27 protein-coding genes are annotated in these 25,064 nt (G+C 35.0%); 18 read left to right on the forward strand and 9 right to left on the reverse strand.

Annotated features, from left to right (window positions below; translation table 11 throughout):
• Window positions 1-128 precede the first annotated feature (128 nt).
• Window positions 129-719: a guanylate kinase gene (locus QE429_RS13070; protein WP_307287481.1), complete on the reverse strand. Its 591-nt coding sequence runs from the start codon at window positions 717-719 to the stop codon at window positions 129-131.
• Between the two features lie 333 nt (window positions 720-1,052).
• On the opposite strand from QE429_RS13070, the gene yyaC reads away from it, so the two are divergent.
• Both yyaC and QE429_RS13080 read left to right on the forward strand, forming a co-directional pair.
• Complete coding sequence (gene yyaC / locus QE429_RS13075; protein ID WP_307287482.1) at window positions 1,053-1,673, forward strand: spore protease YyaC; 621 nt, start codon at window positions 1,053-1,055, stop codon at window positions 1,671-1,673.
• Between the two features lie 116 nt (window positions 1,674-1,789).
• Window positions 1,790-2,467: a GntR family transcriptional regulator gene (locus QE429_RS13080; RefSeq protein WP_307287483.1), complete on the forward strand. Its 678-nt coding sequence runs from the start codon at window positions 1,790-1,792 to the stop codon at window positions 2,465-2,467.
• Between the two features lie 35 nt (window positions 2,468-2,502).
• Here the strand turns inward: QE429_RS13080 and QE429_RS13085 are convergent, their stop codons facing one another.
• Window positions 2,503-3,309: an aspartate dehydrogenase gene (locus QE429_RS13085; protein ID WP_307287484.1), complete on the reverse strand. Its 807-nt coding sequence runs from the start codon at window positions 3,307-3,309 to the stop codon at window positions 2,503-2,505.
• Between the two features lie 575 nt (window positions 3,310-3,884).
• Here QE429_RS13085 and QE429_RS13090 point away from each other — a divergent pair.
• Window positions 3,885-5,330, forward strand: coding sequence for a hypothetical protein (locus tag QE429_RS13090; protein ID WP_307287485.1), 1,446 nt, complete (start codon window positions 3,885-3,887; stop codon window positions 5,328-5,330).
• A 194-nt stretch (window positions 5,331-5,524) separates the two neighbouring features.
• The gene (locus tag QE429_RS13095; RefSeq protein ID WP_307287487.1) at window positions 5,525-6,220 is read left to right on the forward strand and encodes an NAD(P)-binding domain-containing protein; all 696 of its coding nucleotides are present in this window, start codon (window positions 5,525-5,527) and stop codon (window positions 6,218-6,220) included.
• 42 nt (window positions 6,221-6,262) lie between these two features.
• Here the strand turns inward: QE429_RS13095 and QE429_RS13100 are convergent, their stop codons facing one another.
• Window positions 6,263-7,705, reverse strand: coding sequence for a hypothetical protein (locus QE429_RS13100; protein WP_307287488.1), 1,443 nt, complete (start codon window positions 7,703-7,705; stop codon window positions 6,263-6,265).
• 340 nt (window positions 7,706-8,045) lie between these two features.
• Window positions 8,046-8,381: a hypothetical protein gene (locus QE429_RS13105; RefSeq protein ID WP_307287489.1), complete on the reverse strand. Its 336-nt coding sequence runs from the start codon at window positions 8,379-8,381 to the stop codon at window positions 8,046-8,048.
• Window positions 8,382-8,644: 263 nt separating this feature from the next.
• On the opposite strand from QE429_RS13105, the gene QE429_RS13110 reads away from it, so the two are divergent.
• The 12 genes from QE429_RS13110 (at window position 8,645) to QE429_RS13165 (ending at window position 17,385) form a co-directional block, all read left to right on the forward strand.
• Complete coding sequence (locus tag QE429_RS13110; protein ID WP_307287491.1) at window positions 8,645-8,974, forward strand: 2Fe-2S iron-sulfur cluster-binding protein; 330 nt, start codon at window positions 8,645-8,647, stop codon at window positions 8,972-8,974.
• A 64-nt stretch (window positions 8,975-9,038) separates the two neighbouring features.
• On the forward strand, window positions 9,039-9,809 hold the full coding sequence (locus tag QE429_RS13115) for a creatininase family protein (RefSeq protein ID WP_307287493.1): 771 nt from the start codon (window positions 9,039-9,041) through the stop codon (window positions 9,807-9,809).
• Window positions 9,810-10,032: 223 nt separating this feature from the next.
• Window positions 10,033-10,764, forward strand: a complete 732-nt coding sequence (locus QE429_RS13120) for an iron-containing redox enzyme family protein (RefSeq protein ID WP_307287495.1) — start codon at window positions 10,033-10,035, stop codon at window positions 10,762-10,764.
• A 190-nt stretch (window positions 10,765-10,954) separates the two neighbouring features.
• Complete coding sequence (locus QE429_RS13125; protein WP_307287497.1) at window positions 10,955-12,418, forward strand: aldehyde dehydrogenase family protein; 1,464 nt, start codon at window positions 10,955-10,957, stop codon at window positions 12,416-12,418.
• Between the two features lie 28 nt (window positions 12,419-12,446).
• Window positions 12,447-12,926, forward strand: coding sequence for a GlcG/HbpS family heme-binding protein (locus tag QE429_RS13130; protein WP_307287499.1), 480 nt, complete (start codon window positions 12,447-12,449; stop codon window positions 12,924-12,926).
• Between the two features lie 116 nt (window positions 12,927-13,042).
• Entirely contained in the window at window positions 13,043-13,627 is a 585-nt protein-coding gene (locus QE429_RS13135; RefSeq protein WP_307287500.1) for a chromate transporter, read from the forward strand.
• Entirely contained in the window at window positions 13,624-14,154 is a 531-nt protein-coding gene (locus QE429_RS13140) for a chromate transporter (protein WP_307287502.1), read from the forward strand. Before QE429_RS13135 ends, QE429_RS13140 begins: the two co-directional genes overlap by 4 nt.
• A 43-nt stretch (window positions 14,155-14,197) precedes the next feature.
• On the forward strand, window positions 14,198-14,899 hold the full coding sequence (locus QE429_RS13145; protein WP_307287503.1) for a GntR family transcriptional regulator: 702 nt from the start codon (window positions 14,198-14,200) through the stop codon (window positions 14,897-14,899).
• 35 nt (window positions 14,900-14,934) lie between these two features.
• The gene (locus QE429_RS13150) at window positions 14,935-15,285 is read left to right on the forward strand and encodes a 2Fe-2S iron-sulfur cluster-binding protein (protein ID WP_307287504.1); all 351 of its coding nucleotides are present in this window, start codon (window positions 14,935-14,937) and stop codon (window positions 15,283-15,285) included.
• Between the two features lie 462 nt (window positions 15,286-15,747).
• The gene (locus QE429_RS13155; RefSeq protein WP_307287505.1) at window positions 15,748-16,128 is read left to right on the forward strand and encodes a hypothetical protein; all 381 of its coding nucleotides are present in this window, start codon (window positions 15,748-15,750) and stop codon (window positions 16,126-16,128) included.
• Entirely contained in the window at window positions 16,118-16,564 is a 447-nt protein-coding gene (locus tag QE429_RS13160; protein ID WP_307287507.1) for an aminodeoxychorismate lyase, read from the forward strand. The genes QE429_RS13155 and QE429_RS13160 overlap by 11 nt, the downstream gene beginning before the upstream one ends.
• A gap of 257 nt (window positions 16,565-16,821) precedes the next feature.
• Window positions 16,822-17,385: a DUF2062 domain-containing protein gene (locus QE429_RS13165; protein WP_307287508.1), complete on the forward strand. Its 564-nt coding sequence runs from the start codon at window positions 16,822-16,824 to the stop codon at window positions 17,383-17,385.
• A 44-nt stretch (window positions 17,386-17,429) separates the two neighbouring features.
• Here the strand turns inward: QE429_RS13165 and QE429_RS13170 are convergent, their stop codons facing one another.
• The 5 genes from QE429_RS13170 to QE429_RS13190 form a co-directional block, all read right to left on the reverse strand.
• Window positions 17,430-17,789 carry an SET domain-containing protein gene (locus tag QE429_RS13170; RefSeq protein WP_307287510.1) on the reverse strand — a complete coding sequence of 120 codons (360 nt, stop codon included), beginning with the start codon at window positions 17,787-17,789 and terminating at the stop codon, window positions 17,430-17,432.
• Window positions 17,790-17,955: 166 nt separating this feature from the next.
• Window positions 17,956-19,313 (reverse strand): IS3 family transposase gene (locus QE429_RS13175; protein WP_307283228.1). Its coding sequence is split into 2 segments (ribosomal slippage): window positions 17,956-18,860 and window positions 18,860-19,313, totalling 1,359 coding nucleotides; the frame shifts between segments, so codons are not numbered across the junction.
• A 71-nt stretch (window positions 19,314-19,384) separates the two neighbouring features.
• Window positions 19,385-20,536 carry an SLC13 family permease gene (locus tag QE429_RS13180; protein WP_373463198.1) on the reverse strand — a complete coding sequence of 384 codons (1,152 nt, stop codon included), beginning with the start codon at window positions 20,534-20,536 and terminating at the stop codon, window positions 19,385-19,387.
• A gap of 348 nt (window positions 20,537-20,884) precedes the next feature.
• On the reverse strand, window positions 20,885-21,925 hold the full coding sequence (locus tag QE429_RS13185; RefSeq protein WP_307287511.1) for a DUF3231 family protein: 1,041 nt from the start codon (window positions 21,923-21,925) through the stop codon (window positions 20,885-20,887).
• A 116-nt stretch (window positions 21,926-22,041) separates the two neighbouring features.
• Entirely contained in the window at window positions 22,042-22,236 is a 195-nt protein-coding gene (locus QE429_RS13190) for an alpha/beta-type small acid-soluble spore protein (protein WP_307287512.1), read from the reverse strand.
• Between the two features lie 253 nt (window positions 22,237-22,489).
• On the opposite strand from QE429_RS13190, the gene QE429_RS13195 reads away from it, so the two are divergent.
• Together QE429_RS13195 and QE429_RS13200 are read left to right on the forward strand one after the other, a co-directional pair.
• Window positions 22,490-23,908 carry a spore germination protein gene (locus QE429_RS13195; protein ID WP_307290805.1) on the forward strand — a complete coding sequence of 473 codons (1,419 nt, stop codon included), beginning with the start codon at window positions 22,490-22,492 and terminating at the stop codon, window positions 23,906-23,908.
• A gap of 15 nt (window positions 23,909-23,923) precedes the next feature.
• Window positions 23,924-25,012, forward strand: coding sequence for a GerAB/ArcD/ProY family transporter (locus QE429_RS13200; RefSeq protein WP_307287513.1), 1,089 nt, complete (start codon window positions 23,924-23,926; stop codon window positions 25,010-25,012).
• Window positions 25,013-25,064: the final 52 nt, after the last annotated feature.

The raw sequence follows: 25,064 nt of genomic DNA on the forward strand, positions 1-25,064 counted from the left end.
AATAAGTATAGTACTTCTCTAAAATGAAAATCAATTAAATGGTTCTTCAGGGAAATTAATCCATAAAAAAGGACCTTGAAACGTAAGGAAATTATACATCCTTTTCAATGGTCCTATCTCTGGTATGATTAATAGTCTGTTACCTCAAAACCTCTATCAAGAAATGCTTCAATAACTTCGCTGATTTGAAAAGAAACCTGTGGAAGGTCATAATTTTCAAACGCATGTTCACAGGAAGCCTTATAAGCCATAATTTCGTCGTAATGGCTTATATGACGATTAATATCTTCAGCATTATCTTGACGTTCCTTTTGTCTTTCAATCACAGTATCCCTGTCCGCATAAATAAAGAAACGCATTACTCGGTCACCATATAACTTCTTCAATTTTTCTGTTCCTTCAGGATTTAAAGTTAAATAGACAAGGTTATGATGCTCAAAAGCTTTTACAATATCCTGTTCACGAATACCATAAAAAAAGCCATCAATTTCAACACTTTCAAGAAACTCATGGTTTTCTTGCATTTTTTTGAAGTCAGCTTCATTAATAAAATGGTAATCTTCACCATTCTTTTCATAATGACGAGAGGGACGTGTGGTGTAGGAGAGAACGGTTTCCATATCAAAGGCAGTAGCAACCATTTTAGCAATGGTTTTTCTACCAGATCCATCCGGTCCAGTATAAATAAAAATCTTTTCTTTTTCTTTAATCTTGTACATGGCAAACCTCCTGCAACAAATTATTGAATTAAAAGTGAAACGATGGGTACATATGATACATGTTTTTCCCTGGACATGATTTTGGGGATACATTCATTATAACAGATTTACAATAAAAAATCTGACTTTTCTGCTTTTTAGGATAGGTGTGTATAGATTCATATAGGATAATTGTTACAAAGGTGTGAACAAGACGATGTTAATACTAGATTTAATCAAATGGTATATAGCAGGTTTTGCCATAATTATCATAAAATAAGTAATATACAATACCTTTATAGTGAAAACCATGATTGAAATGAAAAAACATCTAGAAGCTAAGGGGGGAGAAGTATGTGGATTTTTAATGGAAAGAAAAAGAAAATTAAAAAAGATGTTAGGGTATATTATTGTTCCGAAAAGCAGACAGAAGATGGGACAGAATTTAGAGATATAATAAATAAATTAAACGAAGTGTTCCACAGTACCTCCCAACAGGTCGTTATTCTGTGTATAGGCTCGGATCGTTCAACAGGTGATTCACTCGGTCCTCTTGTAGGAACAATGCTCAAGAAGAGTAAAATATCTTTTCCTGTTTATGGAACATTAGAAGAACCTGTCCACGCTTTAAATATAAAGAAAATTCTGAAGGAAATCGTTCAAATTTATCAAAATCCTTTTATATTGGGAATTGATGCTTGCTTGGGAGATGAACGGCAAATAGGCTATATCTTATTAAAGGAAGGTCCATTAATTCCTGGAATGGCGCTAAACAAATCCTTACCAAGTGTTGGCGATTACCATATGAATGCAATAGTAAATTATCTTGATCCACTCTCACCAGGTCAATCACTCAATACCACAAGACTATTTGTTGTTATGAGGCTGGCCGAATCGATATCAAAAATAATAACTGACGCAGCATTAATTGAAGGATCATTCACCGATGAGAAAGTTATTGAAAAGAATGGATAGTAATCAAAAATACATTTTATTTATTTTTGTGGAAAATCCATCCATAGAAGTTGTAGTTAATAAATAGATTACGTTATAATTGGTATAATGTATACCTAGAAAGAAGGAGAAAAATTGTGGGGAATAACTGGGTAGAGGAAGACCTTATATCTTTACGTGAAAGGGTCTATTTACACATAAAAGATTTGATTTTAGAAGGTGAATTTAAAACTGGGGATCGATTAGTTGAACGTGAACTGGCTGAACGATTAAATATAAGCAGAACTCCTATTCGTGAAGCTTTATTTAGATTAGAATCACAAGGATTTGTAAAAACCGTACCTAGGAAGGGTGTAATTGTTGCTGATATTTCTGAGAAGGAAATTATTGAAGTATTTACCATTCTATCCTCTCTTGAAGTATTAGCAGCTAAACTAGCAGCTCAAAAGCTTGACGATGATACGAGAAATAAATTTATGGATTATATTAAAAAGGTGGAAGATTGCCTTAAAGATGAAAATGATTCTAATTTCTCACATCTACATGGTGAATTAAATCATCTTCTATACAGTTCTGCGAAAAATTCCAAGTTATACGAAATGCTGAGTGGATTATCTGATTATATTAGAGCATTTGCAAAAACAGGTTATAGGAATCCAGGACGGCCAAAACAGTCTATGGAAGAACACTTAAGAATTATGGAAGCCATCGTCAATCAAGAAGTAGAAATGGCTGAATACTTAACAAAAATTCATATTGAAAATTCACGCAAAGCGTATATTGAAGCTGTAAATAAAGTGAAAAAGAACAAATAAAGAAGCTGACAATGAGTCGGCTTCTTTATTTGTTTCTATACCCCAATGACTAAGGCGGAGGTTAGATTTCTTAATACTTTTGCCACACTCATGGACACAATGGGGCTGGATTTTGGATTTTGAATAAAAGGATTGTTTTGAACGGAAATCTCTACTTGTCCAAAATAACCCTTTGCTACAATTGTATGTGTGTTTTTATCAATTGTCGGGTCAACATATACTTGAACCGTTGTATCTTCAAAACCAATACCTGCTAGACTTAAGGCAGCAGATACATTTACGTTTTCAGGAAATAATTTTGCAGCGTCCCTAGCATTGCCATCAAAGATACAATATGGTTCTTTAATGGTTTCAAGATTTACTTTTTCCTCGGCAATCGTTCCGTACCAGCTTTTCGGAGGCTTCCTCGTAATTAGTCTTATTTCATTAATTTCACCTAACACTCCAGCAGCTACTCGATCCAAACCAGCAATTGCAGCTGATGGAATTATCAGTTGTTTTTGATGAAGAGTAGCTGTTTCTAAAAGGGACTCATAAAAATCTATATTTGCCAAAGCACCAACAGATAGGATAATAAGGTTGCTTCCTGAGGAGAGAGCTTTTTCACCATAAAGCTGTAGAGCATGATGTCCCGCTGCTTCAATAATGATATCTAAATTTTGATTAAAAAAACCGGATTCATCTGTTGTAATGGTACAATTTACTGGAGTCAATTCCGTGGAATTAAGTGGCTTTCTAACTAGAATAGCTTTAAGTACGACATCGCCTGCCTGTTTGGAAGATATTAAGTCGCTAATACTTCTACCAAGAGTTCCATAACCGATAATACCAACTTTAAGCATAATTATTCTCCTCTATTTACATTTTGTATACCGTATACCATTAATTTTTTCTCTATTTTAAATGAAACTCTATTGGAAATCAACAATAAAATTATGAATATATATAAACTTCTAAATTTTCAAAATTGTTTTGCAAAGTATTTTAAATAATGTTATATTTATTTCAACCTTATAGTAAACAAGGTCTACATAGTGAAAAAGGAAGGAGTGAAACAAATTTTAACCAAAGGATCATGAATCCAGAATAATTTTTTATTCAAGTTGCTTTTGGTAGAATGATTACTTTAGGTAATGCTGTAAGACTATTAATAATTATTGTTTAATTGTTGGAATGAGTAGGGTATTATGTATTTTTTCTTATATAACCATGGTATACAATCTACAAAATACAAAATATTAGTTGCGGATTGTTGGTCTTGTTTAGCTCTAAGGTGACAAAGGATTTATGAAGTAGAGGAAAACAACAAGAGTAAAGAGGCGATAATAACTAAATTCCTCTCCTACGTTCCTTTTTCAGGATATGTTTGGAGGACTTTCGTATTGTTTTAAATTATTTAAGCTAACGGAGGGGAACTATGGAATTAACAGCAGCTCATTGGGTTTATCTATTTGTCACTGCAGCAGTAATTATTATCATGCTTTTTAGAAAAGGTGTTGTTTTACCTCTTATAATAGGTACTTTTTTAGTAGCAGCAGTATATAAAGGGAGTATCATTGCAGGGTTCCAAGCTGTATTTAATGCTAACCTTGTTGCTGCAAAAGAGTTATTCAGCATTTTCTTGATTATTTCCATCATGATCGGTCTCCTTAATTCTTTAAAGGATTTAGGGGCAGATAAAAGGATGGTTGTACCCATACAAAAAATAATGATAAATGGGCATGTGTCATATCTTGTTTTAATGGTTACAACCTATGTGATTTCACTCTTTTTCTGGCCAACTCCAGCGGTTCCTCTAATTTGTGCCTTGTTAGTTCCTGCCGCTGTAAGTGCAGGATTACCAGTTATGACATCAGCAATGGTTATTGTCATTGCAGGTCAAGGAATGGCACTTTCATCGGACTATATCATGCAAGTTGCGCCTATGCTTAGTGCAAAAGCGGCAGGGATTGATAAATCCGCTGTATCAGATAAGGCGTTCATACTTTCACTCATTACTGGTTTAAGTTCTTTAGCTATTGTTTATGTAACACATAGGAAATCAATTACCAAAAAGGCTGGATCAAGTGAGTTAAAGAAAAATGAAAAAGGTTATTTTGAAGTAACTGAAGAGCTTGCTGCTACAGTAGAAGAGAGTGCAGAAATTAATCAAAGAAAAGAAACATGGGGAAAAATATTTGCTATTATTGTACCCTTGGCGATGTTGGCTGTCATGATTTTCATGTTCCAAACTAAAATTGGTAATGGTGGTGGATTTGAAGGTGGAGATGGCGCAGCTTTTATTGGTGGAGTTGCAACAATATTGTTAGTATTGGCCACTATAGCATTTAATCGAATCCATGCACTTGATAAAATTAGTGAACATATTACAGAAGGTTTTGTTTTTGCATTTCGTGCAATGGCACCTGTAATTCCAATTGCAGGCTACTTCTTTATGGGAAGTGGAGATTTTTCGGGTTCAATTCTTTCTTTAGGTGAAGAGGCAGCTAAACCAGCATTTTTATTTGATTTAATTCAAGCAGGACAAAACTATATTCCGCATAGTCCAATGTTTGCTGCATTTAGTATATTAATAGTGGGAGTAATTACAGGCTTAGATGGTTCTGGGTTTGCAGGTCTACCTCTAACGGGGGCTTTATCCGGAGCTATAGGGCCAGGTAGTCACATCGATCCTTCGGTTCTTGCTGCAATCGGTCAGATGGGTGCGGTTTGGAGCGGAGGAGGAACGCTTATTGCATGGTCCTCACTTGTTGCTGTTGCCGGCTTCTTACAAGTATCACCATTGGAATTGGCGCGAAAAAATTTCCTTCCAGTTATTACCGGACTACTGTTAGCAACTATATTGGCAGTAATAATTTGGTAAGAATTTTTAAGCTCTAGTCTGTATAATATTAGAGAAAATAATAAAGAGTGTAGAAATATAAAAAAATTAAGGGGCTTTCCAAAAGTTAGAAAAGACTTAACTTTTGAGAAGCCCCAATTTTTTAGTAGAAAACAAACTTTTTGTAAGAATTTTAATTATAAGGGAGACAGTATTATGAATCGAAGTGTTGTTCAATGAAACCAATAAAAGTGGGATTAATTGGGATTGGTAAGTTGGGTACGGCGATGCTGACTAACTGGGAAAGACAAGGGATCTCAATAGGAGTATACCATCCTAATAGAGAAAAGGCACATCAATATTCTCAGAGTTATCAAACTAGTTATCTTTTAGAAGAAAAAGAATTATTGAACACAGATGTATTAATTCTAGCTCTTCCAGCCATAGAGATAATCCCGTTTATTTCGAGTCTGAATTACCAAAGTATGTCACAACATTCACCCAATATCATAAATATGGCAACAAACCTTCCCACCAAAGAAATCAAGTCGAAGTTTCCATTTTTGAATCTATATGGAATAAAATATATGGGGCATGCGAAAGATTTATTGGAACATGGAAATGGTCTGTTTATTTCAGAACTCGTCCTACCTGAAATAGTAGATGAACTTTTCCAGTCTATTGGAAAGATAGAAATTGACAGTGAAGAGTGTTTAACAAAGGTAAACAAATTAGCTACATATTATGCAATAAAGACTGCCATTGATATAGAAAATGAATTTACAGCTAGAGGTTTATCGTATGATTATCTAAAACGAGCTTTAACATCTCTTGCTCCAGAGGTGATACGTTCGTATAGTGAAGGTACTCTTGGGCACTTTGCCAAAGAGATAGTGAAAGAAATTCAAGAAGAAAATAGGAAGCAGGATTGAAAAAGGTGTCAAACTTGATTGACACCTTTTTTGATGCTTATCTTACCCAAAGATGAGTTGTAAAACAAATAAATACAACATGACACAACCGATATAAATGCCAGCAAAGGATAAATTCCAATTTGATACTTTGTATGAACTTTCTTTTACGATATTTGACATAAGTCCTAAAGTAGCGTTATATGGTCCTACAAGAAAGGATGAAACAGCTCCTGCTAACATGGCTACACTCAATATATGTGGGGAGATGCCAATACCCTCGGGATTTAGACCCTCTGTCATTAATGCAAGAGAAACAGCGGGGTGAAGTCCTAGAAATGCAAGAGCTAATGGAATTAAGGGCAGTAGAATTAAAAAGAATTCAATACCAGCAAAATGAATAAATTTATTGACTAACGAGTCCAACCACGCATTGGTATGGGAAACGTTAATAGTTGAAATAAAAAATCCAGCTGATAGATAAATAAAGAATTGGTCTTTCATACTTACAGAAAAGGATTGAAAATGCTTAAATAAATGTACCCCGAACTCTTTACCCTTTTTTAAAAATAAAGACCAGGCTAGGGCAAATGGAATGACCATTAAGGATATTAAAATTAAAAACGGATAAGGGAACCACGATTCAACTAAAGAAATAACAACATTGAAAATAATGATCGCAAGAAGGATTTGTATGACCCTACCAGAACGGGTAGGCTGACTAGTCTCAAGTGTAGCAGCAGTCTCATGGATGGCGGAATTTATTTGGTGTGGCACCATAATTTTTGATTTTCGAGACCCAATATACCAATCGATTCCCATACCTAAGATACTTAAAGGGACAACGTAAGGCAGAATCGATACCCAACTTACCTTTGTCATCGTAATGACAATACCAACAATAGGAGTAACCGGGGCCCAAAGTAAAGGCATTGCAAATCCACGCGAAATGGCTCTGCTCATGAACCGTTCTTTATTCTTTACTGGGATAATATCTAACGCTGGTCTTATTGAATAGTAGGTCATAGGTAAAGTAGCAAGATTCATAAAAATACTAAAGAAATAAGAAATTCCGGATGTGATCATATAAAGTTGTCCAGAGTTTTTAATTTTCTTTTGAATTATCGTTTGTATACCTGTACTGTAACCACCTAATTTAATCGGAATTCCTAAGATTGGAATTAAAGTAAACATAGTAAGCAAATCCAGCATAGGACCAAAAGAAAGGACATATTGCTGCCATGAGACCCCACTTTTCCATAATAAAACAATACCAAGGATCAAGAATGTACTCCCCAATAATTGGACAAATCGTTTTGCTTTAAATAATGTCCAAAGGACAATAACTAGACTTAAAGCGGAGATTAATGGTCCAAAATGGAGTGTTGGTAAAAGAACATTTAATAAATACAATAAAATAACAGAAAAGAGGATAAATCTTAGCATTTCATCACCAAGTCCTTTTAATTGTATACCAAAATTAAATTTTAGGGATATTTTTGTCATGAAATCGCCATTTTTTTAAATAAATTTGGTGTTTGGTATACAAAATAGTTGTTTTATTTTATGCTACGTACTACAATAACAGTATCAAATATAGGATCCTACAGGGGGAAAGAACATGTTCAACTTTCTATTTGGTTCAAAAAAGGCTGCGGAGAAGGCTGAGAAGAAATTAGCTTCACTTAAGAGAACATTAAAATTTTAAAAATCTAGTAATGGAAGCCGTCGCTGATTGTGACGGTTTTCTTTTTTGTAGTCACCCTTCATATAAAAAAACGGAGAGATACCATTTTTCTCTCCGAATTTTACATATAGAGATCCTCGTTTAATGGCACCCTGTAGCTTAAACTGCTACCTCATCTGATTTAACTAGTTTAGAATTTACTGAGTCCTCACTGTTCCCAGATGCTTTCACAATTTCATTTAATTCCTCTCGTGCTGCTTCTATCGTATTGAATCGTTCAAAAAACTTAACAGCGATATGATTTACATATTCTTTTCCTTCATATTTTTCAAATAGTTGGATTTTCATATTCTCATCAAGTACTTTTGCAATCGTATATTTAGCTTTTAACTTATCAAAGAAATAAAAGTGGTATGTTTCTACAGGCTCTAACCCATCATTTTCAAGAATCGTTTGAAACGTTTCCTTATTCGTAAGCACAATATAATTTCCCAATAATAACACTCCTTAAATAAGTATTTTTTTATTTAATTAAGTAAAGTGAAAACAGCGAATAGTAATTTTCCCTATCACCCCTAATGGAATATTGTATACCAAACTACTTGTGTATATTTTATATCAATCAGGTTAATTGTTCAATAATATAATCAAAATATTTAAATAATTATTAATAATACAAAAACTAGTTTACTTCTCTGACAAAAACAATGTATACTTCAGAAAAGGTTCAAAATTTTAAGAAAAAAGGGGGAAGTTTCATGCCAAAAGTAATCCTTCATGTAGATGGAACGACAGTTGAACAAGAAGTGAAAGATAATGCTAACTTAGTAGTGTTAGCAGGGATACGTCAATTACCTAAATTAAAGTATGGCTGTGGAATGGGAAGATGTACAAAATGTACGTGCATTGTTATAAATGGTGCCGAATCATTATCACCACCCAATTGGAAAGAGGAAAAAATGCTAGGAGAAAAAGTAAATGAAGGTTACCGTTTAACATGTCAATTAACGATTCAACAGGATATTGAAATTTCTCAAGAAAATATTATGATCGATCCCCCGAAGAAGAAATCAGCATATCAAGTGTAACGACGCTTTTTTTTACAGGAATAATGGTATACAAAATACAAAAAATGCAGGTAGGTGAAATAAGTTGAAGTGCTATGATTTAACAGTTATGACATGGAAGGAAGTAGAGGAAGCACTTAGAAGTGTTAAATTTGCTGTAATACCTATTGGAGCACATGAACAGCACGGTCCACATATGGTGGAAAGTTGTGATGCAGTATTAGCAGAAAAGATGGCAAAAAAACTAGGAGAGAGGATGTTTCCTTATGCACTAGTAACTCCTACAATTAATATGGGGGTATCGCCACATCATTTGAATTTCCCTGGGACGATTTCATTGCAGCCAACGACCTTAATAGCAATTTTGAAGGATGTCATTTCATCATTAAAACATCATGGTGTAGAGAAGTTTTTATTGTTAAATTCACACGGTGGAAACCAATCAACTCTCAATGTTGCTTCAACCATTTTAACTCAGGAACTAAACGTTGAAATTTATTATGCAAAGACGACAGCTTCAGCAAAAAAAGCAATTCAGGAACATGTGAGTTCACCCTTATATGGTCATAGCTGTGAGCGAGAAGTGTCAGAAGCACTTTATTTGGCACCAGATATTGTTCGTCTTGAAAACTTGGAAAAAGGGGATATACAGGAGGAAGGAAGATGGAAGCAACTTAGACCAGGGAAGGCAATCCAAGGATTTTATTATTATGAGGAAATGACCAATAATGGTTGTATTGGTGATGGCACAAAAGCTAGTTGGGATATAGGTCGCCAAATTGTCGAAGAAGCTTTAGATCATCTAACATTTGAACTTCAAGAATTATTCAATTTAAAAGTTAATGTACATGTATAGCGGAGTAAAAAAATAATCTTTTAAAAATTCTAAAAATTATATTTACAAATAAACAACTTCTTGATAGTATTAAATCACGGTATACCAAATACATAGTTTAAAAGAAATAGAGATAGTTGGAACTCTATTAAATCAAAAATCTTTTTATTTTTAAACTAACTTGGTATACAAAATATCAAATACCATTAACTTGGATACTACATAATAAGAGGAGGAGTTTCAGTTGACAGAATTATTATCAAAAGATGAATTTCGTAAGCAATTAGAAGAAGCTATTAAAGGTAATCATAGCCAAAAAGCTCCGTTTACAGTAGCTTGGGCAGAGGGAAGACTTGAAAGAAAACATTTTGCTAGATGGGCTGAAAATCATTACCATTATGTAGGTCCATTTGCTGATTACTTAGCTTATATTTACCACAATACTCCAACCGATCCAAAATTCGAAGCTGCAAAAGACTTCACACTTCAAAATATGTATGAAGAAGAAATTGCAGCAGATCGTCATACTGATTTATTGATTCGTTTTGCGGAAGCTTGCGGTACAACGAGAGAGCGTGTTATTGACCCAGCTAATATGGCTCCAACTACATTAGGCTTACAAAGCTGGTGTTTCGCAGTAGCAGCGCGAGAAAATTTCGTGGTAGCAACTGCAGCATTAGTTGTTGGTCTAGAATCACAAGTTCCAGACATCTATAGAAAGCAGACACCTGCATTACGTGAAAAGTATCAGTTCACGGATGAAGAAATTGAATTCTTCGATTTACACATCGTCTCCGATGAAATCCATGGTGAGCGTGGATATAAAATTGTTCTCGATCATGCAGACACACCTGAATTACAACAGCGTTGCTTAGAAGTTGTACGAACAGGAGCAAAAATGCGCCGTATGTATATGGACGGGCTTTGGAGAGAATACCTGGAGCAGGATTTAGGAGCATTAGTTGAAGCAAAATAGTCTTTAGGATATCAAACTTATATAACGGATTTTATTGGAGAAAATTGAATTCGTTACTTATCACAGGCCGTCATTATAATCTTGTAGTTTAAAGGTTTAAGTGACGGCCATTTTTATAAACAAAACACTAGTTTCATCGCAGGAGCATTAAAAGCTTATACTACTTAATTAATGAAAAAAGGTGATCATAATGCTTACAACAAAAGTAGCGACATTCTGTAATTATATAGATGGAGAATGGCAAGAAGCTGGTACCAAGAAAACGTTTGCTAGCGTAAATCCCGCCAATCATGAAGATGTAGTAGGGGTTTTTCAAGCTTCAAACGAAAATGATGTGCAACAAGCAATTGAAGCAGCACAGAAGGCTTTTCCTAGCTGGGCACAAACGGCCCCCTCAAAACGGGCAGCAATTTTAAATGAAGCAGCAAGAATCCTTGAACAAAATGTTCAATCGCTTGCTGAAGAGTTAACTAGAGAAGAAGGTAAACATGTGGATGATGCAAAGAATGAAGTCTTACGGTCTGCTCAAACTCTTCGATATTATGCAGTAGAAGGTCAAAGCTTTACAGGTGAAACTTTTCCAAATGATGATATTAATATGAAGGTTTCAACAGAAAGAGAACCACTTGGTGTAGTAAGTGTGATTACACCTTGGAACTTTCCGCTTTCAATTCCTGCAAGAAAAATTGCTCCTGCTTTAATCACGGGAAATACAGTTGTTTTTAAACCTTCTTCTGATACTCCACTTGTAGCCTTACGCCTAATTGAAGCTTTAGATAAGGCGGGAATTCCAAAGGGTGTTATTAACTTTGTAACCGGTAAGGCGTCTGAAGTTGGTGATTTGTTAGTGACTCATTCTGCAGTCCGCGCCGTTACTTTTACCGGATCAACAGCTGCAGGGGAAGATATTCATAAAAAAGCTGGTTTTTCAACTCGTACTCAAATGGAGCTCGGTGGGAAAAATCCGTTGATAGTTATGGATGATGCAGATCTTGGTTTAGCAGCAACGTTAGTCGTTAATGGAGGTTTTTCTTTAACAGGTCAGGCCTGTACGGGTACGAGTAGAGTTATAGTTTTAAAAGCGGTAATAGACGAGTTCGTGCAAAAATTAATTGAGAAAACAAGTACTTTGAAAGTAGGAAATGGTTTTGAGCCTGGTGTCAAAATTGGACCCCTCGCCAATGAAAAGCAATTGAAAAATGTCCTCAAGTATGTGGAATACGGGAAAGAGGATGGAGCCACTTTGGTGTATGGGGGTAACCATATTACTACTGGAGAATACCAAAAGGGATATTATGTTCAGCCAGCTATTTTTACAAATGTAAACCCAAATTCGCGCATTGCAAAAGAAGAGATCTTTGGACCGGTAGTGGCTGTTATTGGAGTAGATACATATGAAGAAGCCATCACCATCGCTAACGATGTGGAGTATGGTTTGTCAGCCTCCATTGTGACCAATAATCTAAAAATCGCAAACCAATTTACAAAGGATATTCAAGCCGGGACTGTTAAAGTGAACCGGACAACAACCGGCAACTTAATGAATGCACCATTTGGAGGCTTGAAGAAATCAAGCACTTCCACCTTCCGTGAATCTGGTAGAGTCGGATTAGAATTCTTCACTCAAATAAAAACCGTGTATATGGGCTATTAAAATTTATCTTAATGTGAGGAGAACATTCATGAAATCAGTTCTAAAGCTAGAATTAGAAGAAGCAAAAATTATGATTGAGGCAGCGAAAAAGAAATCGGAAGAAATCAATGTTTTTGAAACGATCGCTATTTGTGACGATGGCGGGAATCTTCTTGCCCTTGAACGAATGAATGGAGCGCGAATTACGGGACCAGAAATTGCAATTGCTAAAGCATACACAGCGGCCGGACATAAACGGTCCACCCATTTATTTAATAAGGAACCAAATGGACCTGCACTCCCTGGGAATGAAGCCTTTGGTATACAAATGATGCTCCCGGGGAAATTCGCCATTTTTGTAGGTGGTTTTCCGATTGTCGTGAATGGGGAAGTGGTTGGAGGTATTGGTGTAAGTGGTGGAAACGGTGAACAGGATACGGCTGTTGGAACAGCAGCATTGCAAGCATTACAAAACTTTTTGGAAAGTGAAGGTCTAGAAGTAATTACTCAAGCAGACATAAAAAAATAATAGGTCAAGGACCTCATTCGGGATATTTGTTAAACCGAAATGGGGTCTTAAATCTACTACTCTTTAAAAAATGAAATTAAAAGGTATAAAAGGGGGAGAATTAACTGAAAGCATATGTGGAGTTAGCCATTGGATTTGCCCGAACTGGTGTAACGGGTTATGGAGGCGGCCCCTCGACCATACCCTTGATTGAGTTTGAGGCTGTCAAAAAATATAAATGGATGACAGAGGAAGAGTTTGTGGAGATTTTAGCCTTAGCCAATACCATGCCAGGGCCTATCGCTACAAAAATGGCAGCATATATTGGCTATAAAGTAAAAGGGTCTATAGGAGCAGCCGTGGCCATCCTTACTCACATTTTACCTTCAATCATTGCAATGATCGCCTTATTAGGTGTCCTATACTCATATAGAGAATCACCTATTGTCAGTGGAATGGTTCAAGGTGTTACCCCAGTTATTGGCTTTATGTTAGTCGAGATGGCATATAGGTTTTTCCAAAATGGCCGTAAAGGGTTAGGGCTACAAAAAATGGTTGCTCTTTCGGCAGTATCATTGATTTTTGTTCAGTTTCTTGGATTACACCCTGGTATTTTAATTGCTATTTTTCTCATCGCTGCCTATTTAATTGCCGATCGAAAAGAAAAAGCAGCTGCAGGCACCCCTGAGGTTCTTGTTCATAGAAAGGAAAAAAGTTCATGATGTACTGGCATATATTTTGGTCATTTTTTATTGCAAATTTATTAGGGTATGGTGGGGGGCCAGCTACTATCCCACTGATTCAAAATGAAGTAGTAAATCACTATCAATGGATGACGTTATCAGAGTTTGGCGATATTTTAGCTATAGCAAATGCCTTGCCAGGTCCGATAGCAACAAAAATGGGCGGATATATAGGTTTTCAGCTTGGAGGCGTTCTAGGGGCAATTATTGCACTTATTGCAACGGTTCTACCTTCAGCACTCGCGGTCATTTTATTATTTAAATTTGTAAATCTGTTTAAAGGGTCACCGAAAGTAACATTAATGACAAGATCAGTACAGCCTATTATCGCGATCTTACTTGCCATAATGGCTTATCAGTTCTTTTTATCAGCCTTTGAAAAAAGCGGAATATTGCATTTAATTCTATTGGCTGGGGCTAGCTACGTTACGTTAATGAGGTTCAAGATTCACCCCTCCCTGGTAATTATTTGTGCATTGGTTTACGGTGGAGTCTTCCTTTCGTAGGTTAATAGAATTAAAAATTTATTAAATTAAGCAGGTGAAATGAATGGACTTAAGATGGGAGGAAAATAATCTATTATCGATTCGTGAGCATGCCTATATATACTTAAAGGAAATGATCCTTGAGGGTGAATTAAAAGCAGGTGATCGTCTAATAGAGAGAGAACTAGCAGGGAAACTCAATATCAGCCGTACACCAATAAGGGAAGCATTATTCCGGCTTGAGTCTCAAGGCTTTGTTAAAACAGTACCTAGAAAAGGAGTCGTCGTTTCGAATATTTCTGAACATGAGGTAATAGAGGTATTTACTATTCTGGCATCATTAGAAGTATTGGCTGTAAAAATGGCCGCGCAGCGAATGGACCCTGAAACTCAAAGCGAATTAGAACAAAAGATTAAAGAGCTCCGTGCATTAGAAAATCAAGCAGAAGAGGATTTTAATCTTGAACATATTCAAATGAACCGGTTAATTAATAAAGCATCTAAAAGCCCTAAATTATTCGATATTCTATCTGGACTCATAGATTATATTCATATGGCAGCAAATATGGGGTACGAAACTCCTGGCAGAAGAAAAGAATCACTAAGAGAACATATTAATATTATGAAAGCTTTACACGATAAAGAAGCAGAACTAGCAGAATATTTAATGAGAATTCATATAGAAAACTCAAAAAAAGCATATATCACTTATATTAAAACTATTAAAGAAAAACTAAATAAAAAAGATAAAGTGAAAAGTACTTAATTGAAAAGCTGAATAATAAAGGGAGGAAATAACAAATGCCTAAAATTCATTTTGTAAACAGTAATAAAAAATTAGAGGTACCAGAGTATTCAAACATTCTACGAATGTCACTGCGTTATGAGGGTGAATTGCCAAACCGGTGTGGGGGCGGTATTTGCGGAACTTGTGTATTTAAGGCTGAGGAAGGCGTTGAATTCCTTGATAATGTAAAGGTACAGGAACGAAGAAAATTAGGTGAAGAGTGGTTAGGAAATGGGTACCGTTTAGGTTGCCAAACTTTTGTAACAAATGGGGATATTTCTATTTCTTGGGACGAAGAAATTACAAAGCAAGTAATCAAGAAAAAACCAGAAAAAATTCAAAAAGAAGTTACTCCTGTTAAATAATTAACATAAAGTGATTACCATAAAAACTAAAATTTCGGGGTGAGATTATGTGGGCTTGTAATAAACATATGAAAGAAATTTTAACCTTCTTAGAAGCTCCCCATATTAGTAAAGCGTCCTACCAAATTAAATGTTCATTTTGTGAAAATCGTGCAAATGTAAAAGTTTACTATACTCACCAGCCTTTACGAATACAAAACAATCAAAAGTTGCGTTCATTAGCCTAATTTGTCATTTATCTATGTTTGTCCACTAAATAAATCCACAAACCTTCCAAGCCTACTGGAAGATTTGTGGATTTATTTTTATATCCTCCAAGAGAAATGAATTCCTGTTTCCCCGAATTTTGTAAAAACCCTCAGACTTTTTTCGTGTTTTTAAGAATAAAATCGCTAAATTTCTCTTTTGGATGTATAATAAGGACTTGCAAAATTCTCTTTAATTAAAGGAGGGTATAATCTAATGGAATGGACGTTAACTGGGTTATTTGTGGTTTCCCTTTTACTGTTAATTTTTTCTATTTTAAAAACTAATCATGCTGCAAATGTAGAGAAAAAGCAAATTGATTTAGCTCATATCTCAACGATGAAGGAAATCAATGCTCTTCAAGAGTCAATTCGTAACATGGAACTTGACATGGAAGTGGTAATGAAGGAAACAGGTGTACAACTCTCAACTGAAGAAATAGTATTTACGCGTGAAGTACTAGATTTATATAAACGTAACTATTCAATCGAGAGCATTGCAGAAATGAAACAAGTAAATGAAAATGAAATTAAGCAACTGCTTGTACCTTATCAACACTTAAAGGATGAAGGGAGAAAAGTTGCCAATGAGAATTAACTTATTAAGCAGCTTTGCAGCAGGGGTGCTACTCACAACAAGTATTTGTAGTGTTGTATATCTAACAGATGATAATTCGACAAAAAAAGAAGATAACCACAAAACAATAACCGTTCAAACATCTGTAAAAGAGATGGAACAGAAACTTGTCGCTAAAGGCTACGTAGTTCAAAAGAAGGCGGATTATGAGAAAAGTTTAAAAGCTGCAAATGAAAAGACTGCCAAGACGGTAACTAAAGTGACTATTAATGTAACTGAGGGAATGACAAGTATAGATGTTGGAAATATACTTGTTCCATCAGGAATCGTTTCAAATGCATTCGAGTTTTCAAAAACTATAGAGCAAAGAGGATTATCGAATAAATTACGGCCAGGGACATATGTAGTGGATACTGAAATGTCATTTGACCAAGTGGTTGCAACTATTTTCAAGTAAATCAAAATATCAATTGATAAAGTGTTAGGTATAAAAACCTAGTACTTTTTTTTATAAAAAATATTTCTAACCTTGTTTAAAAAAAGATAAAATTTAACAGTGACAATATCAGTGTGATTTCGTTTACATTTCGCAAATTGTGACTTATTATTTATTTATAGTGTAATGATTATGTTAAAGTATTTTTTAAAGTATGAGCCACCAAAGCTTTTCATCTTCATTCTTTATAAATCTGTAGTTAAAGAGGAAGTAGGAATATGAATAATAAACGAAAAAAATATAATTTTATTCAGCGCTTAGGCCGAGCGTTTAAATATAATTTTATTAAATTGCTTCGGTCTCCAGGTGGAGCTCGTAAGGTTTCCCTTGGATTTGCCATTGGCTTTGGAATGGAAATGGTGGTTCTCTCCTCAGCTTCTCTTATCTATATTTTATTTTTACCTATTGTCCGTATTGCGAGAGGTTCATTACCCGCTGCAATAATTGGCAACGTTATTGGGAAGTTAACTTTCTTACCCGTTCTTTTATTACCATTTGCAAAAAAAATTGGTAAGCTCATTTTTCCAATGCGGGTTAAATTAGGACATAATGCACCATTTTCTTTTAAAGGTTTAGTTCATGGGGATTTTCAGGGTGTTGTAAGTTTTATCCATGGAGGAGTCCACGTATTAATTGGAATGACCATTTTTGGTATTGTTCTTGGGGTAGCCTCATATTTTATCGTTCATTATTTCTACGAAAAAGAGAAAACGAAACGATTAAACCGAATCCTAAATAAACAAGCACTTCGAAAAAATAATCTTGAAAATAATTATATTTAAACAAGAAAACCATCCGCTAGGGAGATGGTTTTTTTAATTTCATTTTATAGTACGTCAAACCAAATTTCTGTTTGATCCTCTGGGTCTCCATTGTAATTTACCATGATCTCTTCACCAGCTTTAATATCTTTATAGGCAACAAAATCAATTGTTTTATTTTTTTTGCGAAGTTTATATAAGGCATTAGGTGTATACGAGTGGTTAAATAAAGAACCATAACCTAATGCTACCGCACATTCTTCTCCCCACCAAAAGACGTAATCCATCAAAATCGTTTTCTTTAAGTGTTTGTATTCGCTCTTAGGTGAAATAATGACTGGAGCAACATGAATAAGTTCACCCTTTGAAATATCACGAGTTGCAAATATTCCTCTACCGTATTTACATTTCTTCACTTCAAACATTTACACTCACCACCATTTATCTAACTCATTATGAATAAGAACATGTCATAATTTTTTATTAATTTATGCTTACTGCGTTCAATTTGTTTGGGTCGATTTGTTGTTTACAATGAAAAAAGCCGTTTTCTCGATAGTGAACTGACCCAAGAAAGTTAGACAAATATAGTTAAGCGGCTTCCAAGACCTGAGTTCGGTATTCTACCGGGCTTAGGTCTTTTAAATTTACCTTCATACGTTTGTGATTATAATACTCGATATATTGCTTTAATTCTTCTTCGAAGTGTTCCATACTATCAAATTCTTGTAAATAGAGTAATTCCGATTTTAACACGCCAAAGAAACTCTCCATTGAAGCATTATCAAGACAATTTCCCTTGCGGGACATACTTTGCTTGATGCCATGTGTTTGGAGTGTTTTCTGATATTGTTTCATCTGATAATGCCAGCCCTGATCAGAATGTAAAATTACTTCATTTCCCGGCTGAAGATGTGTTAATGCTTGATCCAACATATCTGAAACAAGTTTATATACAGGTCGATTCATGAGGGTATAGGCGATTATTTCACCATTACATAAATCCATCACAGGAGATAAAAAGCGTTTTTCTCCAAACAAATGGAACTCGGTCACATCCGTTACCCATTTCTCATTCATCTTCTCTGCCTTGAAATCACGCATCAATAAATTAGGCGCAATACGACCTTTTTGTCCCTTATAAGAACGGTATTTTTTCATACGTACCATACATTTTATGCCCATATCATTCATTAATCGGTTAACTGTCTTTGGATCGTGATGGAAACCATATTTCTTCAGTTCTTTTGTGATGCGACGATAACCATAACGCCCTTTATGTTCGTGATAAATCTTTTGAATTGCCTCCTTTACCTCTGCATATTTATCTTTGCAATTTAATCGTTTTTCCCAGTAATAATAAGTGCTTCGTGGAATGCGTGCGACTTTAGCCAATTCCACGACATCGTAGATGTCCTTTAGTTCAAAAATTACTTGCGCTTTGATTTTATTTGTAATTTTTCTTGCATTTGAACTAAAGCATTCAACTTTTTTAAGTATGCATTCTCCATTTCGAGTTGTTTAATGCGTGCTTCAAGTGCATCTACAGATCCATCAGCTGGTATTGATTCTGTTGTTTTTTTCGCTTTTTTATTCATGGATGGACGCCCCTTTTTCTTTGATATGAGGGCATCAAATCCACCTGTTTCAGCTTGATTTCGCCATTTTCTAATTAATCTTGAAGAGGAGATATTGAAAATCGCAGCTGCATCAATTGAGGACGTACCCGTTTCGTTCATATAGTTAAGTACATCCATTTTAAACTCTGCAGAATAGCTTGTATATGATTTTAGAAAGGCTTCTACACCATGTTGCTCATATAAACGAATCCAAGAAGTTAATTCGGCTACGCTCACATTTTCATCTCGAGCGATTTCTTTAACACTTTCCTGCCCTTTTATATAACGTAAGGAGATACGTATTTTTTCATCTTTTGTAAATTTAGTCATAAAAAATACCCCGTAAAAGAGAGATTAGTGTCTAACTTTTACGGGGCAGTTCATAGAGAAGACGGCTTTTCTTAAAAAAAACCCATGAATTTCAAAACTAAATACTGAGCTAAGGATAAAAATGCTAAAAAAGAGAAATTATATATGCTAAATTTTATTAAGTATTTCTTACTTTCATGGGGGTTTTCTTGGATATACAATTTATAGGAAATAACGCTTGCTAAGGATGCGATAACCGTTCCTAATCCACCTATATTTACACCTTGGAGTAAAGGTTTCCAGTCTGTAGTAAACTGTGCTAGTAGGATGGATGCAGGTACATTGCTGATAAACTGGCTTAATAGAATCGAACTAAAATACACTGAAGAAGTGTTTTTCAGACTGGCACTTGCAAAGCTTTGAACAGTAATTGAATTTGAAATATTCCCGATAAAAATAAAAAAGCAGACAAATGTAATTAAAAGCAGATAATCTATTTTTAGTAGAAGATTAGCACTTAAAATAACTGTTGCACCAAGTGTGATGATAAAAGCTAATGGATAATTGATTAAACCAAAAATGGAAGCAATAATGATGGCTAACACCACTACCCAAACGATTGTCTTTTTTCGGTTCCCATAACTAACAGTATTTAAATCCACTTTTACTTGATTTGATTGAAGTCTTTGAATCAGAAAATAGAGAATCACCACACCGATAACGGTTATCATAAAAATCGTCAAGAAAAATGGCAGAGCTGTCAAACCGTAATATGAATAAATGAACAAATTTTGTGGATTACCCATCGGAGTTAGGCTGCTTCCAATATTAGCTGCTATGGTTTGAAGAATAATGGTTTCCATCATGTTTATTTTTGTCATTTTACTAATTACTAGGGTTAAAGGAACAAAAGTAAGTAATGCTACATCGTTTGTCACAAACATTGAGCTAAAAAAGCATAATAGTGTTAGTATGGCAGAAACATTCTTACTATTCTTTGTTTTATTTAATATTGTGATTGCAAATTTGTCTAAAACCTTTAATTCTTCCAATGCCTTTATTGCAAGCATCAAATTAAATAAACTCACCAAAACATTAAAATTAATATATTCTAGTTTTGGTGGATGGATGAAACAGCTGCAAGCTGCTAAGAACAACGAAATAGTAAAAACTAAGTCCTTTTTTAAGAAACCAAATTTTAATTGAATTCTTTTTTTCTGCTGAATGATAACAGATTCCTTCACGATACACCACCGATTAATAATCTTGTTTGGATAGTAAACTAGAAAGCTAGTATTTTTAATATTTTGGCTCTGTTAAATTGTCTGTTGATTTCCGCTCCAGGCACTTCGCTTTCCGTGGGTGTTTCGCCGAGCCTCCTCGGCGAAACGCTCCCCTGAACCATATCTCCCACAGGAGTCTTCGTGCCTTCCTCTCCAATCAACAGGGTGTATAAATCAACAATGTTCTTTAACACAGCCAATATTTTAAAAGACCAAAGACTACATTAATTACAAAAACCATCATTGTCAATATGATTTAGTTGGAATGTAGAAAAAGCCACTTTCATTAAGAAAACGGCTTTACAAGAATTACACCAAATTTTCTCGATCTGCAGCTTTTGGAGGTTGTTCCATCCACCCATTCTCAATCAGGATATTGGCACCATCGTCGACAAAAAGAAAAATATTCTTCAAAGAGCGTGTATAAAGTATACCTATATCCCTTCGTCCATTTACGGCTAATGAATTTCCAAAGGCTCTCATTTTCATCGAAAACATATCTACTTTGTGAAAAAGCATAAGCTTATCTGAAAACGGTGGAATTTTCGATTCTGTTACTAAATGATCTAAAAGGGATGGGGAGGGTAGGTTTTCTTTATGCAATTTTTCTTTATAGCGTAACACAGATTTATCCGTCATATCGGTGCCGCGAATAAACAATTGTTTGACTTTTTCATTCCTCACTACTTGACTAAAGCCAAGAATTAAGGCTTTACTTGTCACATTATTTTCAATGTTATCATATAGGTGTGTCACTTCTAGCGCATGAAGAGGCCGCACATCTCCCAAAAACCCCTTTAAAAAGTTTTGATCTTTAACAAAATCCACTTTTTCAGGAACAGGAAGAATCGGTGGTTTAATAATCATTCCTTTTACCATTAAAACATCATTGATCTGATTGATAAGGACAATTGTGCATGTATTGCAATAAATAAAAAGTTCTTTGACGTCCTTTCGCATAACTAATGGAATGGCCACTGCATAAATACTAAGTCCTGCCTTTGCAGCATACTTCAAATAATGGACAAAAAACTCTTCTTCGAATAGCCTTGGAGCATTCAAATTTACGTCATCTTCTGTAAACCCTTTAGGAATGGGAAAGTTATCTTTTTTAAGGATTTCTTCGATTCTTTTCATAAAATCTTGAGTTAATAAGAAACCATTTTCCACCAGTGTTTTTATTTCCTCATCCTTAACGTGTTGAAGAAAGTAATGTAGAATTTTATTCGACATACTGTTACCAACATAGGTGGCCCAAAGCTTTGCCATTTCAACTGCGGTTAATTTTTCATCAGTCTGTGTTTGTTCTGGACGTAAGTTGATTGGTTGAATGGGTATATTCATTTCCATCTAATAGTCCCCTTAGTTCGTTTTTTCTTAGTTTTTTCTAACTATTGAAACTTATGCGACATAAAATTTATTCACATGAAAAGGCTGCCATAATGGCAGCCTCTTAAAATCACAAGTTATTGACCCTGGTGATTTCGTAAGCTTTGTTCAGCATAAGCGACAAGACGTTTCGTCATTTCACCGCCAACTGAACCATTTGCTCGTGCGGTCGTATCAGCACCAAGTTGAACTCCAAACTCGTTGGCAATTTCTTCCTTCATTTGGTCCAGAACATTCTCTGCACCAGGAACCAAAAGTTTGTTTCTAGCCATGATACATCACTCCCGACGATTTTTTTTGAGCAATTATAATTGCTCGTATTTAATTTAACCGAATTAAAAGAAACATAATGGTAGAAAATAATGGTTAAAGATGCAAAAGGTAGAAAGATGTGAATGTATGTTCAAGAAAAAGCCAAAATTTCAACTACCAAATGATGATCAAGAAAATGGAGCAGCTAATATTTCCATAAGTTCGAAACAAATAACCGAGGCTAAAAATCCATTAGAATTATTTAGAACATCCATGAAATCTGATGATTTCGTTCACTATTGTTACCCAGTACTGAACCACCATTATTGGATTTCCTATTATCAATCGATTGTGGATCCTGATGTTTTACATAAAGATATTATGTGTTATCTAGAAAAAGGAAGCGGAAATTCTCTAGAAAGTATCCAATCAGTCATTCCAATTGAGAACATCATCATTACTAGTGATGTCAGCACTATTAGGAATAAGATGCATTCAGGATATGTAGTTATACAACTAGAAGAGTACGATCCTTTTTGTTTATTGGTTCAATCTGAATCGCATCAGTCACGTGCGATATCACTCCCTGAAGTAGAGTTTTCGGTTGTTGGCCCGAAGGAAGCGTTCGTTGAATCGTTAAATATTAATATAAATTTAGTCAGAAAAAGGTTACCTGTACAGGAATTGACCGTCAAGCAATTTGAGATTGGCAGATTATCAAAAACAAATATAGCTGTTATTTACCTTGATGGTATTGCTAATGAGGAGAATGTTAATACGGTAATTCAACGGGTTTCAGAGATAGATTTTGATCAAATAATTGATAGCTCCTTTATCACACAGATTATTTCTGATAACCACAAATCTATATTCCCACAATTGGTTGATACCGAAAGACCAGATCGAGTTGTGGCGGTCTTAGCTGAGGGAAAGGTGGTCATTATCGTTGATGGCTCACCGCATGCATTAATTGGTCCAACATCATTGGTCGAATTTTTCTCAGCATTTGAAGATTATTATTTAAATCCATTAATTGCTTCTACCTTTAGAGTCATTCGTTTATTTGCAGTTAGTTTCTCTATTTTAGTCACTCCTATTTATGTGGCAGCATTGACATTTCATTATGAATTAATTCCAAAGGATTTAATGGGGACGCTTATTACTTCACGACGGGGAGTTCCACTCCCACCCATATTAGAAGCCATCTTTCTTGAATTAACGATTGAACTGTTAAGAGAAGCGGGAGCCAGGCTTCCAACCAAGGTTGGTCAGACAATTGGTATCGTGGGAGGGATTGTTATTGGGACTGCTTCAGTTGAAGCTGGTTTAACAAGTAATGTACTCCTTATTATTGTTGCTTTGGCGGCACTAGCATCATTTACAACACCTGTTTATCAAATGGGTAATACTATTCGTTTACTACGCTTTCCATTTTTAATATTTGCAAATATTTATGGAATGCTTGGTGTGGTCATATGCTTTTGCTATTTGTTAACTCATTTACTTAGATTAACTTCACTTGGTAGACCATTTTTGGAACCATTATATCCTAGTCGTATGCAAGATTTAAAAGATGCCATTTTTAGGTTTCCATTTTCAGCTAGTGCTAAGAGACCAATAAAGTTACAAACTGATAATCCCATACGTTTTAATCCCAAGAAAGCAAAAGAAAATAAAGATGTTGATGAATGATTGGTGTGAGAGATAATGCAGGCAACAGTTGAAGAAAGGTTTCAAGTTTCTCCCTATCTTGTTTTTTTCTTAGTTCATTCTATTCAAATCGGTGTGGGTATCTTAACATTTCAATCAGAAATAGTTAAAGGGGCAGGGAACGATGCTTGGATTTCTATTTTACTATCAGGATCAATTATTCACGTATTACTATGGATGATGTTTCATGTTTTAAACAAGGAGGGAACAGATGTAATTGCTATTAATCAAAAAATTTTTGGGAAATGGCTCGGGAATTTCCTTAATTTTGCCCTTCTTATTTATTTTCTTTTGGTTGCCATTGTTGTAATCAGAGTCTATTTTGAAGTCATTCAGGTGTGGATGTTTCCGAGGGTAAGTTTAGTGGCTTTATGCATCTTTTTTCTTCCTTTATTATATTACATCGTAGAAGGTGGATTTAGAATCGTTACAGGCATTTGTTTTTTTGGTGTCGTACTACCACTTTACTTAATTTTAACTTTATTATTTCCACTTCAATTTGCACATGGAGAAAACCTTTTGCCAATCTGGAACCATTCAATTTGGCAGATTTTGTTCTCAGCAAAGGGAATGGCCATTAGTTATGTAGGATTTGAAACCCTTTTTATCTACTACCCCTTTATTAAGGACCCCATAAAGTCTCAGAAGTGGGGACATTATGGTGTTGCCTTTAGTACTTTTCTATATTTATCTACGTATATTGTGACCATTGTTTACTATAGTGAAGGGCAATTGGTGCAAAATCTTTGGCCAACTTTGGGTTTGTGGAAAATAATGAAGATGCCCTTTGTGGAGCGGTTTGAATATATCGGAATCAGCTCATGGGCACTAGTTATTCTTCCAAATATTACATTAGCCTTATGGTGCTTTATGAGAGGAACAAAACGAATTTTTGGAGGGAAGCAAAGAATCATCTTGCTGTTTGCCTTGTTAATTATTATGGGAATAGTGCCATTTATTAAAGGATACAATCAAATACGTCAGTTAAGCGCGCTCCTTAATTATGGTGGATACATTGTTATGGGAGGATACATACCCTTCATTTTCATTAGCCATTTTATTTATAGTAAGGTGAAAAAAACATAATGAAAAATTATCTTTATATTTTTTTATTGTTAATGTTTTTAATAACGGTGAC

It is taken from the genome of Bacillus sp. SORGH_AS_0510 (genome assembly GCF_030818775.1).
Lineage (GTDB): Bacteria > Bacillota > Bacilli > Bacillales > Cytobacillaceae > Neobacillus.

What these genes read in the sequence shown, in the direction of transcription:
- QE429_RS13125 (WP_307287497.1), top strand. Translation starts at nt 10,955, where the DNA reads ATGCTTACAACAAAAGTAGCGACATTCTGTAATTATATAGATGGAGAA.
- QE429_RS13110 (WP_307287491.1), top strand. Translation starts at nt 8,645, where the DNA reads ATGCCAAAAGTAATCCTTCATGTAGATGGAACGACAGTTGAACAAGAA.
- QE429_RS13190 (WP_307287512.1), bottom strand. Translation starts at nt 22,236, where the DNA reads ATGGCTAGAAACAAACTTTTGGTTCCTGGTGCAGAGAATGTTCTGGAC.
- yyaC (WP_307287482.1), top strand. Translation starts at nt 1,053, where the DNA reads ATGTGGATTTTTAATGGAAAGAAAAAGAAAATTAAAAAAGATGTTAGG.
- QE429_RS13140 (WP_307287502.1), top strand. Translation starts at nt 13,624, where the DNA reads ATGATGTACTGGCATATATTTTGGTCATTTTTTATTGCAAATTTATTA.
- QE429_RS13165 (WP_307287508.1), top strand. Translation starts at nt 16,822, where the DNA reads ATGAATAATAAACGAAAAAAATATAATTTTATTCAGCGCTTAGGCCGA.
- QE429_RS13070 (WP_307287481.1), bottom strand. Translation starts at nt 719, where the DNA reads ATGTACAAGATTAAAGAAAAAGAAAAGATTTTTATTTATACTGGACCG.
- QE429_RS13090 (WP_307287485.1), top strand. Translation starts at nt 3,885, where the DNA reads ATGGAATTAACAGCAGCTCATTGGGTTTATCTATTTGTCACTGCAGCA.
- QE429_RS13100 (WP_307287488.1), bottom strand. Translation starts at nt 7,705, where the DNA reads ATGACAAAAATATCCCTAAAATTTAATTTTGGTATACAATTAAAAGGA.
- QE429_RS13150 (WP_307287504.1), top strand. Translation starts at nt 14,935, where the DNA reads ATGCCTAAAATTCATTTTGTAAACAGTAATAAAAAATTAGAGGTACCA.
- QE429_RS13155 (WP_307287505.1), top strand. Translation starts at nt 15,748, where the DNA reads ATGGAATGGACGTTAACTGGGTTATTTGTGGTTTCCCTTTTACTGTTA.
- QE429_RS13170 (WP_307287510.1), bottom strand. Translation starts at nt 17,789, where the DNA reads ATGTTTGAAGTGAAGAAATGTAAATACGGTAGAGGAATATTTGCAACT.
- QE429_RS13195 (WP_307290805.1), top strand. Translation starts at nt 22,490, where the DNA reads ATGAAATCTGATGATTTCGTTCACTATTGTTACCCAGTACTGAACCAC.
- QE429_RS13130 (WP_307287499.1), top strand. Translation starts at nt 12,447, where the DNA reads ATGAAATCAGTTCTAAAGCTAGAATTAGAAGAAGCAAAAATTATGATT.
- QE429_RS13095 (WP_307287487.1), top strand. Translation starts at nt 5,525, where the DNA reads ATGAAACCAATAAAAGTGGGATTAATTGGGATTGGTAAGTTGGGTACG.
- QE429_RS13200 (WP_307287513.1), top strand. Translation starts at nt 23,924, where the DNA reads ATGCAGGCAACAGTTGAAGAAAGGTTTCAAGTTTCTCCCTATCTTGTT.
- QE429_RS13160 (WP_307287507.1), top strand. Translation starts at nt 16,118, where the DNA reads ATGAGAATTAACTTATTAAGCAGCTTTGCAGCAGGGGTGCTACTCACA.
- QE429_RS13145 (WP_307287503.1), top strand. Translation starts at nt 14,198, where the DNA reads ATGGACTTAAGATGGGAGGAAAATAATCTATTATCGATTCGTGAGCAT.
- QE429_RS13085 (WP_307287484.1), bottom strand. Translation starts at nt 3,309, where the DNA reads ATGCTTAAAGTTGGTATTATCGGTTATGGAACTCTTGGTAGAAGTATT.
- QE429_RS13185 (WP_307287511.1), bottom strand. Translation starts at nt 21,925, where the DNA reads ATGGAAATGAATATACCCATTCAACCAATCAACTTACGTCCAGAACAA.